The 13,363-nt window shown below is 48.6% G+C and carries 12 protein-coding genes; 10 read left to right on the forward strand and 2 right to left on the reverse strand.

Annotation, left to right across the window (positions count from 1 at the left end; translation table 11 throughout):
- The first annotated feature begins 213 nt into the window (after positions 1 to 213).
- Positions 214 to 1,608 (forward strand): hypothetical protein, encoded by a 1,395-nt coding sequence (locus ACY2RR_RS14795; RefSeq protein WP_490108929.1) that lies wholly within the window; start codon positions 214 to 216, stop codon positions 1,606 to 1,608.
- Positions 1,608 to 2,546, forward strand: coding sequence for a hypothetical protein (locus ACY2RR_RS14800; RefSeq protein ID WP_490108930.1), 939 nt, complete (start codon positions 1,608 to 1,610; stop codon positions 2,544 to 2,546). The genes ACY2RR_RS14795 and ACY2RR_RS14800 overlap by 1 nt, the downstream gene beginning before the upstream one ends.
- Here ACY2RR_RS14800 and ACY2RR_RS14805 read toward each other — a convergent pair whose 3' ends face one another.
- Positions 2,547 to 3,629, reverse strand: a complete 1,083-nt coding sequence (locus ACY2RR_RS14805; RefSeq protein ID WP_490108931.1) for an alpha/beta hydrolase — start codon at positions 3,627 to 3,629, stop codon at positions 2,547 to 2,549.
- Positions 3,630 to 3,810: 181 nt separating this feature from the next.
- Here ACY2RR_RS14805 and ACY2RR_RS14810 point away from each other — a divergent pair, with 181 nt between their 5' ends.
- Positions 3,811 to 4,062 carry a hypothetical protein gene (locus ACY2RR_RS14810; protein ID WP_490108932.1) on the forward strand — a complete coding sequence of 84 codons (252 nt, stop codon included), beginning with the start codon at positions 3,811 to 3,813 and terminating at the stop codon, positions 4,060 to 4,062.
- A 118-nt stretch (positions 4,063 to 4,180) separates the two neighbouring features.
- Positions 4,181 to 4,570 carry a DUF2721 domain-containing protein gene (locus ACY2RR_RS14815; RefSeq protein WP_490108933.1) on the forward strand — a complete coding sequence of 130 codons (390 nt, stop codon included), beginning with the start codon at positions 4,181 to 4,183 and terminating at the stop codon, positions 4,568 to 4,570.
- Positions 4,571 to 4,620: 50 nt separating this feature from the next.
- On the opposite strand, the gene ACY2RR_RS14820 is transcribed toward ACY2RR_RS14815, so the two are convergent.
- Positions 4,621 to 4,932 carry a hypothetical protein gene (locus tag ACY2RR_RS14820; RefSeq protein ID WP_490108934.1) on the reverse strand — a complete coding sequence of 104 codons (312 nt, stop codon included), beginning with the start codon at positions 4,930 to 4,932 and terminating at the stop codon, positions 4,621 to 4,623.
- A 204-nt stretch (positions 4,933 to 5,136) separates the two neighbouring features.
- On the opposite strand from ACY2RR_RS14820, the gene dapE reads away from it, so the two are divergent.
- The 6 genes from dapE (at position 5,137) to ACY2RR_RS14850 (ending at position 13,277) form a co-directional block, all read left to right on the forward strand.
- On the forward strand, positions 5,137 to 6,291 hold the full coding sequence (gene dapE, locus ACY2RR_RS14825; protein WP_490108935.1) for a succinyl-diaminopimelate desuccinylase: 1,155 nt from the start codon (positions 5,137 to 5,139) through the stop codon (positions 6,289 to 6,291).
- Between the two features lie 113 nt (positions 6,292 to 6,404).
- On the forward strand, positions 6,405 to 8,141 hold the full coding sequence (locus ACY2RR_RS14830; protein WP_490108936.1) for a ubiquitin carboxyl-terminal hydrolase family protein: 1,737 nt from the start codon (positions 6,405 to 6,407) through the stop codon (positions 8,139 to 8,141).
- Positions 8,142 to 8,198: 57 nt separating this feature from the next.
- Positions 8,199 to 9,041, forward strand: coding sequence for a putative RNA methyltransferase (locus ACY2RR_RS14835; protein ID WP_490108937.1), 843 nt, complete (start codon positions 8,199 to 8,201; stop codon positions 9,039 to 9,041).
- Positions 9,042 to 9,049: 8 nt separating this feature from the next.
- Positions 9,050 to 9,433 (forward strand): hypothetical protein, encoded by a 384-nt coding sequence (locus tag ACY2RR_RS14840; protein ID WP_490108938.1) that lies wholly within the window; start codon positions 9,050 to 9,052, stop codon positions 9,431 to 9,433.
- Positions 9,434 to 9,551: 118 nt separating this feature from the next.
- A complete protein-coding gene (gene plsB, locus ACY2RR_RS14845; RefSeq protein ID WP_490108939.1) occupies positions 9,552 to 12,092 on the forward strand; it encodes a glycerol-3-phosphate 1-O-acyltransferase PlsB in 2,541 nt (846 codons plus the stop codon).
- Positions 12,093 to 12,245: 153 nt separating this feature from the next.
- The gene (locus ACY2RR_RS14850; protein ID WP_490108940.1) at positions 12,246 to 13,277 is read left to right on the forward strand and encodes a threonine aldolase family protein; all 1,032 of its coding nucleotides are present in this window, start codon (positions 12,246 to 12,248) and stop codon (positions 13,275 to 13,277) included.
- The last annotated feature ends 86 nt before the right edge of the window (positions 13,278 to 13,363 follow it).

A 13,363-nucleotide genomic window follows, 5' to 3' on the forward strand; every position in this document is an offset into this window, starting at 1 on the left:
TCCGAAACCAGCCTAGATAATTCATAAACTGCCTGAATCTCGCGCAGGCATTTGTGGCTCTAAGGAATTTGGCGAAAGAGCGCCGTACCAGGGAGTACGGTCGACTGAGCCAAACTTTCTTAGAGCTGCAAAGGGCAAGCGAGAACAGGAGCATGTTTATGAAATATCTGGGCTAGCGTCTATGCTTCGGCCGATCTGGCAAAAGGTCGGCCTATGGCATCTAATACCGAAGCACACCGTATTCACCTGCCTGACCTGTTCCGGCTTGCTGAGCTGGCTTTAACCCACGGTGAGGTAGAGGCCTTAACCGGTCAGCGCCACTTTTCTGAACCGATCGCCCTGGGCTGGGATAAAACCCGCACACTGACCAGCCGTAACCCGGTTTTTCACGCTTATGGTTTTGGTGGTGCAGGGCTGACCCTGGCTCCAGCAATTGCAGAAGAAATCAGTCACACGGTTTGCCCTGAAATCCTGCAACCTTCTCCTCCCCACAAACACAACGAAGTTATTATTTTGGGAGCCGGTTATATCGGCATATTTACCGCTCTGGCTCTGCGTAAAGATCTGGATAACCGGGAAAGGCAGGATATTACTATTCGCGTAATAGCTTCAGCACTTCCCAGAGGCTGTTCAACAATTCTTCCAGAAACTTCAGAACCCTCCCTGGCTGATAATTTCCCCAGTCAGGTTGCAGGTGGTTTTGTTCTGCCGCTTCATATCGGCCATTTAAAAGACCAGAAGCGTTGGCCAAAAATTGTTCTTCGGGCACAGGAAATCTGGGAGCAGATGAGTCAGAGTCCAGCCCTTAGTGAAACGGTTAAAGACGTTCGTGCTCTGGTTTTCCCTGAGCCGGCCAATTCCTATTCTGAGAAGAAGCCTAAGGTTGAAGACCTTAACCGACTTTTTCATACACCTCTATATCCGGAGATGAACGCTGCTGAACTTGGTTACACCCAATGTTTGGGAAACGATTACAGCAAAGCTGAGCAACCAACCTGCGAAGTTTTTAATTTCCCGGATATGACATCTTTTGACAGCTTTATACAGGTAGACACTTCATCAGTACTGCTTTACTCAATGGAGGAAGTCCTGCAGAAAAACATAACTATTACCCAACTCCCCTCCCCTCTGGAAAGTTACACCGAACTCACTGAACACTTTCAACCAGATACCCAAACCTTTGTGATAAATGCCAGCGGACACGGTGCCAGTGCTATTTTTGGCTGCCAACCATCTATGCCTATTCGAGGGGATCTTGTAGTACTCAAAATTCCTCACAGCCTGATTCCGGAAGATCTGCAGCATATAGATCAGTACAGTTACTGGGCTGGCTCTCATTATGTGTTTATTCGCCACGAACTGTACCGCCCCTGGGTGCAGATAGTTCTTGGTGGCTCCTGTATTGAAAACGACAGTGACCTCTCACTTCACCCCAAAGAACTGAAAGAAATTCTTAATTTCTGGTTTGATCTCTTGCACATCCCCCCCGGCAGTATTGCCAGTGAGAGCTATTCTAAAAAGAAGGCATTATTGATTAAGACGCTGCTCGATAACTGCCCGTACCCCTCTCCTACTTCTCTGATGTGCAAGGATGCCAGCAGGTGTTAGTGAATTATCGATACACGTTTTTATGTTTCAGCCTTTTTGTTTTCTTATCTGCTCACAGCTTTGCTGGGCAGGGAATCTTCACTGAACCCGCTTCTTACACTGAGCAGCAATACCGGGTTGCCATACTAGATCGTTTCTTTCCACCCGCAGAAGGTTTTACCTCCGACGTTCAACGGGATCACCATCTGGCTCTGTATGGACTAACGGACATTGATGAGGACGAACAGTCCGAACCGTTTTATCACGGTGATCTGGTTAAAATGCTGGCAGCCCATCGTAATATTAACTTCATCAGTTACCCGATTCACAATAACCAAAATCCAATGGCCGATATTCTGGAAAACCTGCAGAAGATAAATACACGGATGTCCGTTCAACCTGTAGATGCACTGGTGCTTTCTTGGGAATCTTCAACACTGGTCAGCTCTTTTGAACAACCACTCCAAAAACATAAAGCACAGCAATATATTGCAACCGTTAAATCCATGGGCAAGGAATCACAGATCTGGATGGATACCTGGAAAATTATTCAGGAGTTGGAATTGTTAGCCCGAAATGGCGTGGCTGTTTACACCATTGCCGGTAACGGTGGCCGAAGAATGATCAACACATTCTCTTTTGCACAGGGCGTTATTACTGTGGGGGCATCCGAACAGGAGCTGGAACATTTTGTAGCCAACAATGTTTTTGTCGATACCTATGCCAGAGCCGCTTACCAATTGGTACGTGTCGACAATGAAGCCGGTGAACCTCTCGGCTACGACCTGGATGGTGACCGCTGTATTGATATTCCTTTGAATCGCCTGACCGGCTACAGCAGCACACCAAAAGAAAAATATCCGAAAACATTTTGGAAAGTTCTTAGAGGCTCATCCTTTGCAGCACCCGCCGCGATGAAAATGGCTCTGTTGCAGGGAATGGAAGAACCCTGTTCCTGACTAATCCAGAAACAGGGTTTGACGGGATTTATCCGCAGTTACTTTATCGACCTGCCCGGGCAGAGTTCTGCGAGCCTGAAGACAGATGACATCAATCAGGCTTATCGCTTTTTCAATACCTCTCCGTGCCCCTTCAGAGTAACCTCCAAAACTGATATAGCCGTGGGGCAACTTGGGTTCATGGTGGGAAACCACAGCCACACCTGCCGACCGGAGTTTACGGGCATAAGCCAACCCCTGATCCCGCAGAGGGTCGTATTCTGCCGTAATCACAATCGCCGGTGGCAACTGGGCAAACACTTCATCAGTAGCTAATCCAGGTGAAGCTTCAGGCAAACCTTGCTGCTCAGCATTTGGCACATAGTTGTCGTGAAAACGACTCATCAGTTGGCTGGTCAACACCAGATCATGACTGTAGGTTCCCCAGGCATCGCTGGAACGTTCTGTGCAATCAGTTACCGGATAAATTAACCACTGCCAGGCTGGCGCAACATCCGGTTTAACGGAAAGACCGGGACGAACAAACTGCTGACACACCATAGCTGCCAGATAGCCGCCGGCACTGTCGCCCCCAATGCCCAGGTTTTTCAACTCTTTCCCGGCATCGCTCCAAGTGGCAGCAATATGATTCCAGGCCTTAATGGCATCTTCAGATCCAGCAGGAAATGGATTTTCCGGAGCAAGACGATAATCAACCGCAACAACGGTCATACCACGGCGGTTGGCAACCCACTGGCAGAAACGATCATGGGTTTGTAAATCACCTACCATCATTCCACCACCGTGAAAATAAACCAGGCACTGGTCATTCTCCCTCGGAGATTCGTACCAGCGCAGGGTTATATCTTCGCTGACAATCTCATCCCGAGTTGCGACTGATGGTTGAGCCGGAAGACTCCAGAGAGATGTACTTAGACGATAAGATCGGCGCAGTTTCTGGGGCGGCTGCGTCTCAGGAGATGGCATGCGTTGAAAAAGGGACATCAACTTACGCATATCCCGATCCATTCCTAACCAGGCTGGGCTCGGGCTATGCATAGTGGCCAGAACCTTTGCAAAGCCTTTTACGATCCCTTCAAACATTGTCTCCCTCCCTTACAACTGTAAAAGCCCCGATCCAGGGAACTTTTAGCACTATTATTTTTATCAATGCCCTGTTTATATCACCAGTTATCAGGATCACCAAGGGCTGATCCATTTGTTCCTTCGAAGCGTATAGACATTGATATTTCATTTTTCAGGACCTAAGGATTAGGGAGAGATTATGGAAATCAGTAAGTTATCTGCTGCGGGAATTGCAGGAGCTGGCGTTGGATGTATTACAGGTGTTGTTCTTGCTGGCCTGAGTGGGGGCTTTGCTGGCCTTGCTATTGGTGCATTACTGGGAAGTACCACGGCCTATCTCTGGCCGGTTACACATCTGCCTGATATTCCCGGAGAACACCTTGACCGTCGGGGTATGCATTTCGCAGAAGCCGTGGATGATGAAATGATCCAGTCTCATCACCATGAATAACGTTGAGGTTCTGTGTTTTTACTAATGGGGAAATCGGTGAAAACCATCTATAAATGGTGGCTAAAATAGAACGAAATAAACCCAGCTTTGCTGTTTTAGCCACACGCATGGAGACTACATGCAGCTCACCCTGACAACCCCAGCGCTATTTTTCCCCGCTATATCTTTGCTTTTCCTGTCTTACACCAATAAGTTTCTTGCGCTGGCCACCTTGATCCGCAGCCTTCACAAGGAGTTTCAGGTAAATCCAGACCAACTACATCTGCCTGATCAAATCGTCAATCTGAGACGCAGGATGCTGTTGATCAAATATATGCAGGGATTAGGAATCGGCAGCTTTATTTTCTGTGTAATGGATATGTTCTTGCTGTATCTGGGAATGGAGCATGCAGCATTGCTGGTTTTCGGTGCCTGCCTTTTGCTGCTGCTGGCTTCGCTGTTGTTCTGCGCGATTGAGATTCATATCTCTACCACAGCACTCGATCTGCAGATGCATGATATGGAATAAATAGTCATACAGAGCGCTGTAATAACAGCGCTCTGTATACAGGTTTGGAATCAGTGAGTAATAACCAGCTTGTAATTACAGGACTGGTCATCATCACCATAAATAGAAGGCAGTTCCTGAAACGCATCCAGAGTAGCGTTCAGGTCATCAGGAGCCAGTGAAAGGTCTTTCACAACATACTGAGGTTCCTGTTCGCTGGCCTGTGTATGTTCTTCATCTTCATAGAAATACATGGCCCAGCCAATCTGGTACATGCCTTCCTCTTCTTTTTCCATCACCCCAACGTAAACACGAGCGTGTACGCAGGGCAGTGCGGCAAACTCCTCAGGAAAGTGCACCAGCAGTAACTGAGAGCTGTTCATTCTTGGTAAATCCCTTCGAATTGATTGTTATTTAAACAAAAGTACAACGACAGCCATTTCCTCAGTATGGAATAGAAAACACTCTGGAAGCAAACTTGAGTGTAGGAACTGTTGGTTTTTTGTGGTCAAACTCAACGGAACATAAAACATCAACAGCCCCTAATCTGTTATTATTCGTGCCAAACAAACCAGAAGAATGCCCTGATGTCTGAGCTGTCACCCACTTTGCAACTGGCCTGCGAACTGATTTCCCGCCCTTCAGTCACTCCTGAAGATGCCGGATGCCAACAACTTCTCATCGATCGTCTTGCTCCCCTTGGCTTTAAAGCGGAATCCATGCAATACAGCGATCATCATGGCACCGTTGATAATCTGTGGTTACGAAAAGGCGATAGTGGTCCGCTATTTGTGTTTGCTGGCCATACCGATGTGGTTCCTTCTGGCCCGGAAGATCAGTGGCAGTTTCCTCCTTTTGAGCCACGTATCCACGAAGGTTATCTCTGTGGTCGTGGCGCGGCAGATATGAAAGGCAGTATTGCCTCCATCATTGTTGCGATAGAACGATTTGTTGAGAACCATCCTGATCATCAGGGTTCTATCGCTTTACTTATTACCAGTGATGAAGAAGGCCCAGCCACCTGCGGCACGGTGAAAGTTATTGAGGCCCTGGAAAACCGCAGTGAAAAAATCGACTGGTGCCTGGTAGGAGAACCTTCCAGCACAAATAAAGTCGGTGATGTAATTAAAAATGGTCGACGGGGCTCACTGGGAGCACAATTGTCCATCAAAGGTATTCAGGGGCATGTGGCCTACCCTCACCTGGCAGAAAACCCGGTTCATACATCAGCTCCCGCTATTACAGAACTGGCGACGACGGAATGGGATAAAGGCAACGAATTCTTCCCCCCCACCAGCTTCCAAATCTCCAATATTCAGGCTGGCACTGGTGCCACCAACGTGATTCCGGGCGATGTAAATATTGTCTGCAATTTCCGCTTTTCCACGGAACAAACCGACTCAGGGTTGCGCACCAAGTTTGAAGCTCTGCTGGATCGCCACAGCCTGAAATATGACATTGACTGGAATCTTAGCGGACAGCCGTTCCTAACGGCCAAAGGTGAGCTGGTCAGTGCTACTGTGGCAGCAATTAAATCTGTTTGCGGGTATGACACGGAACTCTCTACAGCCGGAGGCACATCCGATGGCCGTTTTATCGCCCCCACTGGAGCCCAGGTTCTGGAACTTGGCCCCTGCAATGGCACCATCCATAAAATTGATGAACGGGTAAAAGCTGAAGACCTGAATACTCTTTCAGATATTTATGAACAAATTCTTCAAAACCTGCTGCTGAGTAAATAAGCGAAACTGAACCAGGTTGTTTGATCTGCTAACCACCGGTGAACACACCGCCCATACAAACCTCTAAATCAACCTTACACCAGAAGCGTTGATTTGGAGGTCACTGAAGGGATATGCAACAGGTTCCTGGTTCACCACCACCGTCCCCACCACAGACAGGGGAAAAGCGTTCCGTCAGTCACAGAGACGACAGCGACAGGTTTCCTTGGGAGGTACCCGGGGGAACATCCAGACAGGGCTCTCACTCTACCCTTGGGAGTGTCCACAGCTTCAGTGCACCGCCTCAAATCCCTCGGCCAGCAAAAATAGCCAGGCTCGGTGACACACCATCAACAAATCCAAACCGCTTGATGCAGACTGTAAGCGTACCGCGAGGTGTTTGCTTTGTTCCCGCTGATTTCGCAGATGATTCAGAAGATGAACTCGCAGATGGTGAGCAGAGCTTTGATCTTGAAGCTTACAGCAGGCCCCGGGTGACACAATCCGAACCACCGTCTTCATACTCATGGCTTGGTTTACGAGAACAGGTTGTTGGTATGACCTATAAAGCAGTGGACTGGGCGGAATCTTCCATGCCGAATATATTGGGTAGACTAATCCCTACCAGCTCTGTTGCTGGCCCCGGTTTAATGAATCAAGGGAACAGTTGCTTTATGAATGCAGCCATGCAGATGGTTGCAGACTTCATCACATTTCATGGTATTTCTGAGCAAGCCTACACATGTGCTATTCCTGATGCCTTATTTCAGGAACTGGAAAGAAACGCGCCTCCAAATAAATCAGCTTTGGATATAAACACCCCGTTTTACGCTCTTAGATCTGACATAAGGACTTTATGTGCAGCTTTAACCGCTGACCCTTGGGACTCAACCAAAGTTAACAGCGAAATGAAAAAGTTTGTAAGAAGTTACAGAGACTTTGCGAAGGCGACTAACAGAGAGTCCGCCCTCAAGGTCGTTGACAACAATGATGGCTGCTTTTCTCAGCAGGATGCTCAGGAATTCCTGAATGTTATTAATGATGTGCTGGGCCTTAACTCAGAAGACAGTAGCTCATTGAATACTCTGAGTAAATTCAGTCTCCAACGAGAAGATGCCTTACTGACACAGCGCTTTGGCAGTGCTTCCGGTGACCGCTCTGCAGTTTTATGTATGGAAACGCCACGACAAGACATCGTTACTCTTCAAGGCTGTACTGACCAGTTTCTGGCCAAAGAGCCTATGGACAAAGACTCTCGCTGCGAGTGGCAACCAAAACACTTGGTCGAAGCAAAACTTATTGAGTCTGAGGACAAAGCTCCAACTAGTAAAAAAGAGGTAGACAAGCTTCTGGAAGGTACTGAGGATCATAAAGAGCTGGTACTGGCCTTTACCGGAGCCAGGCCTCCCAGGTCATTAATTGTTATGCCCAAACTATATAGTTTTGATCAGGCAACGCGCAGAGCCCAAAGACTGAGCAAAGAAGGGCAAAGCCTGATGGAACACTTTGAAGATGACTTGGTCATCCCTTGTTATCAGGCTGAAAAGTTTGGGGACGAAGTTAAGGTAACCGGTGATTCCCCTGTTCCACAGAAATACCGGGTTCGAAGTGTAGTTGTACATACTCAGTTCGCCGGTGGGCATTATCTCACCGTCAAATCCAATAATGGCAAGTATGTGATTTGCGATGACAGCAGCGTAAAAACTCTCGAGAACCTGGGCTATTCATCGCTGAAGGATTACTTTAAGGGACAGTCAGCCTGCGGCTATATTTTTGCCCTGCAGGCCGTTGAGAAGCCAACAAGAATCCAGCAGCTCCAGAGCACAGCAACAGGTCTTATGAAACAGATGGTTTATGCCACATTAACTTGAGCAAAAACCAAGGAGCTGTACACTACGCATCTTTGTAACCAGCTGTAAACAGACATAATGCCATCCCCCCTTCGTTGCCCGGTATGCCGGCAACTGCTGACCTCTACAGATAGCGGTGCATCCTGCACCAGCGGGCACAGTTTTGACCGGGCCCGTCAGGGGTACCTTAACCTTCTGCCATCTCATAAAAAGCGCAGTGCCAATCCCGGCGACAGTGCCGAGATGGTGCAGGCTCGTACCCGGTTTCTGGATACCAATCTCTACGATGCTCCCGCTTCAGCGCTGGAAAAGGCAGCTGTTGATTCTACCGTGGGTAAAAACAACCCAGTGATCGTGGATGCTGGTTGTGGCGAGGGTTACTACACAGAGCGTCTGGCCAATGTTTTGCCGAGTGCCTCTATTGTTGGTTTTGATATTTCCAAGGCCGCTGTTCAGCGATGCTGCCGACGGTCAACAAACAACACTCAATGGCTGGTTGCCAGCGTGGCGGATATTCCACTGCTGGATAACAGTTCCGACCTGATCATCAGTGTGTTTTCCCGTGTGGACTGGCAAGAGTTTGGCCGTTTGCTGAAGCCCGGTGGGCAGATTCTTATTCTCGGCCCAGGTCCGGATCATCTTCTGGAATTACGACAGGAAATTTATGAAGATGTCCGCTCATATCCGGAAGACAAGCTTCTGGAAAAACTGCCAGAAAGCTTTGAACTGACGAAAAAAGATACAGTCTCAGACAAGCTATATGTCAAGGGAAAGCAAACCATCATGGACCTTCTGGCGATGACTCCGCACTTCTGGCACATTAAGCCATCCCAGCGTGAGAAACTGGAACAACTGGAAGAGCTGACCTGTCAGCTCGACATGCGCCTGTATACCATTACCTATCAACCCGGCAGGCTGTGAGGCTGACCATGGACACCCAGACGGATATTGAAATTTATCTGATGAAACAATCTGTTGAATCCATTCTGCAATGGCTCGACGATCGTTTTGACAGCTGTTCGGAACCTGTCACCCATGGCCGGAGTCATAGTTTGGAAGTGATACATGATGAGCGGGTGATTCCGGTGAACATTGTAGAAAATGCCTCGGGTAAGGCGTGGACCAGCGTCTGGTTTGATTCCGTCAACACGCCTTGGTCCTGTGATGCGGAATGTGGCCGGGAAGCGCACGCCAAGCTGAGTGCACGAGTCCGCTGCAACGCCTCTTTCTGGCAGGAAAATGCCGGAAACATGGATGAATGGCTGGAAATAGGCACCGACGGCAACGAAAAGCTGATTGACTGGCCATCCTGATTTTAAAGCCAGTATTCCCGGTTGAAGACAACTCCTCAGGCACCGAGTCAACATTCTGTGCCAGAGGAGTGATAGAATGCCCCAATACAAAGCAATGCTGTAAAGCTGAAAGATAAGCATGGACACAACTGTCAGTATCAGTCGATACCTTTTTAACCTGTTACGCCGCCTGATGTTTCTTTGGGTGAAGACGTCTGTACAGGGTACCCTTCCGCCATTGCCGGACAACGAAGTTGATGGCAAAAAGCCCATTATTTATGTGCTGCACAGCCGCTCATTATCAGACCTTCTGGTTCTTGACCGGGAGTGCTTGAAGGCAGGCCTTCCGCGTCCATACGCACCTATGACCGGGCAGGATATTGATGAAAGCCATGCCTATTTCTTCCTGACTAAGCCAGAAGGCGTCATTCTGCGTCGGGAGAAAATGCATAATGCGCCGCGTCTGATGCGGCTTGCACAGGCGATCAGCAAAAACGATGGTTCCGACGTACAAATCGTACCAGTCAGCGTTTTCTGGGGACGCCAGCCAGATAAAGAGCAGTCTGCATTTAAACTGCTGTTTGCCTGGAACTACAACGTTGGCAGTCGCTTCAAGAAATTCCTGGCCGTGCTGTTCCACGGTCGCCAGACCCTGGTGCACTTCAATGCTCCGATGTCTCTGCGTGAGATTGTGGACGAAGGCCAGGATGAAGAACGCACCCTGCGTAAAATCAATCGTATTCTGCGCGTTCACTTCCGCCAGCTGCATACGTCTGTAAATGGTCCAGACCTTTCACACCGCAGAACACTGGTCGATGGTCTGGTGGAATCCGATGTGATTCGCCGCGCCATTGAAAAAGAAGTTCAGGAACAAGGCATCTCTCAAGAGAAGGCCTACCTGCGTGCCCGTAAATACGCCAACGAGATTGTGTCCGACTATTCGCACCCAGTCGTGCGTTTTATGGATATGCTGCTTACCTGGTTCTGGAACAAAATTTACAACGGCGTAGAGGTCAATCATATTGAACCCGTTCGTGAGCTGTCCAAGGATCACGAGGTTGTTTATCTGCCCTGCCACCGCAGCCATATAGACTATCTGCTGTTGTCTTATGTGCTTTATTACCGTGGCCTTCAGGTTCCCCATATTGCTGCAGGTATCAACCTGAACATGCCGATTGTAGGTTCTATCCTGCGTCGCTGTGGTGCTTTCTTTATTCGCCGTAGTTTCAAAGGCAACCAGCTTTACTCGATGGTGTTTCATGAGTACCTGCATACTCTGTTCACCCGTGGTTTCCCAACAGAATTCTTTGTTGAGGGCGGACGCTCCCGCACTGGCCGCACCCTGAAACCAAAAACCGGTATGCTGGCTATCATGCTACGCAGCTACCTGCGCAGCCACAGCAAACCTATCGCTCTGGTACCGGTTTACGTGGGCTATGAAAAGGTCCTGGAAGCCAGTACTTATATGGGTGAACTCCGCGGTGCCCAGAAGAAGAAAGAATCACCATTGGATATTTTTCGCACAGTAGCGGCTCTTAAAGAAAACTTTGGCAACGCTTTCGTAAACTTTGGCGAGCCCATCAAACTGGGTGAATTCCTGAATCAGGTTCAGCCTGACTGGCAGGAACAGGAATATGACGAAGAGTACCGTCCGGCATGGTTGCGGGATGTCACTGACAATCTGGGTACAGCTATTGCCAGCAGTATCAACAATGCTGCAGCTATTAATGCTGTAAACATGGTGGGTACCGCACTGCTCAATACGCCTCGTATGGCACTGGGTGAAGAAGAGCTTGTACTACTGCTGAATGCCCTGAATACCCTGATGGCACGGGTTCCTTACAGTGACTACATCACCCGCCCGGATCTGGATGGTCAGGCCATGATCAAGCAGGTAGAAGCACTGAATATGGTCGAGCGTCGTTCCGACAGCCTTGGCGATATTATCTGCCTGGATGAGCGCAATACTGTTCTGATGACTTACTACCGCAACAACATTCTCCATCTTGTTGCGATTCCGTCTCTGATCTGCCGCCTGTACTCCAATACTTATCAGCTGGAGCGCAGTGAAATCCTGGCTAACTGCCAGAACTTCTATCCATACCTGAAAGCAGAGTTATTCCTGCGCTGGGACAATGATCAACTGACAGATGTCGTTAATCAGTGGCTGGAAGCGCTGGTTGAAGCTGGCCTGCTGAGCTGCGAAGGGGAAACCTTTATTCGCCCGGATTCCAGCAGTTCTGAATTTATTACCCTGACAATTTTGTCCCGGGCTATTCAGCAACCTCTGGAACGTTACTTTGTTGTGGTCAGCCTCTTGCTGCGCAATGGTTCCGGCAATGTGGATGCCCAAGAACTGGAGAAACAGAGCCAAGAGATGTCTCAGCGTCTGTCTATGCTTCACGGCTTAAATGCGCCAGAGTTCTTCGACAAAACCCTGTTCCGTCACTTTATCGGTGAGCTGAAGTCTTTGGCCTTACTCGAAGAGGATGAAAGTGGTCATCTGGCCTTTGATGACCGGATTGTCGCTATGGCCGAAGACTCCCGTCGTCTGCTGCCCAGCGAAATTCGCCACAGCATTCGTCAGGTAACCTGGAGCAGTGGCCCGGAAGTTGATGAACCGGAAGTTACTATCCAGAAGGTTGAAGTCGAGAAGGAAAAAGAAGCTGAAGCACCCTGATCGCTCCAAACCTTAAGTTCGAACACAAAGCCCGGTTTATAAAACCGGGCTTTGTGTTTTCATGTATCACGGTTGATGACCTGAGACAGCCCATTAAAAAAACAAGATGGCAGAATCTGCTATCAAACCTACGGAAAGAACCACAATTATTTTATGATTTCGTTTGCCAGCGACAATTACGCAACCGCCCTTCCTGCCGTTCTTACAGCTCTTACAGACGCCAATGTTGGACATGTTCCTGCCTACGGCAATGATCCAATCACCAAGAACGCTGTTTCACTGATTCAGGAAGCCCTGAATACAACAGCGCCCGTTTACTTTGTTGGTACTGGCACAGCAGCCAATACTCTGGCTCTAAAGGTGATGCTGAAAGATTTCCAGAGTGTTATTGCTCCGGACACAGCTCATATTGTTACCCATGAGACCGGAGCACCTGCACACATCTGTGGTACAAAACTTCTAACCGCACCTTGTGAAAACGGCAAGATAACACCGGATACGATCAAAGAACTTCATAACAAAGAGTCTTTCTGGGGCATTCATTCCACGGAACCAAAAGTACTCAGCATCAGTCAACCTACCGAGTTCGGTACTGTTTATACGCTTGACGAGCTGGCAGCTATTCGCAACACCTGTAATGAACTGGATTTGCTAATTCATGTGGACGGCTGTCGTCTATATAACGCTGCCGCAGCCCTGAACTGTTCTCTGGCGGAACTGGCTCAGTACGCCGATATTCTTTGCCTGGGTGGTACCAAGGCCGGATTGATGTTTGGTGAAGCCATGGTGTTTATCAACCAGCAGCTGGGAGAGCACTTTGGTCGCCAGCAAAAGCTCGGCCTCCAACTGGCATCAAAAATGCGTTTTGTTTCTGCCCAGTTTCAGGCTTTGTTTACCGATGATCTGGGAATGGTCGCTGCCGCTCATGCCAACCGTATGACTCAGAGGCTTTGGCAAGGGCTGGAAAACAGAGAACAGGTAGAGGCAGCTTTTCCTGTGGAAAGTAATCAGATGTTTATTACTCTGCCCAAACATATTATTGCGCCACTACAGGAAGCCTACCCTTTCTATGTGTTTGATGAGCAGAAAAATCTGGTTCGTCTGATCACGTCCCATGACACCAGAGAAGAAGATGTGGATGGTTTCCTGAACCTTGTAGATCAACTGCTCGGTAAAGCAGCGTAATAAACAGTTTTCTACAATACATTCCACAGCTTCCCTATAATGCGTCACTGTTAGCAGTGGCGCATTTTCTTTGTGACTCCGCTTTA

The sequence above is a fragment of the Parendozoicomonas sp. 2304DJ65-17 genome (assembly GCF_058148445.1).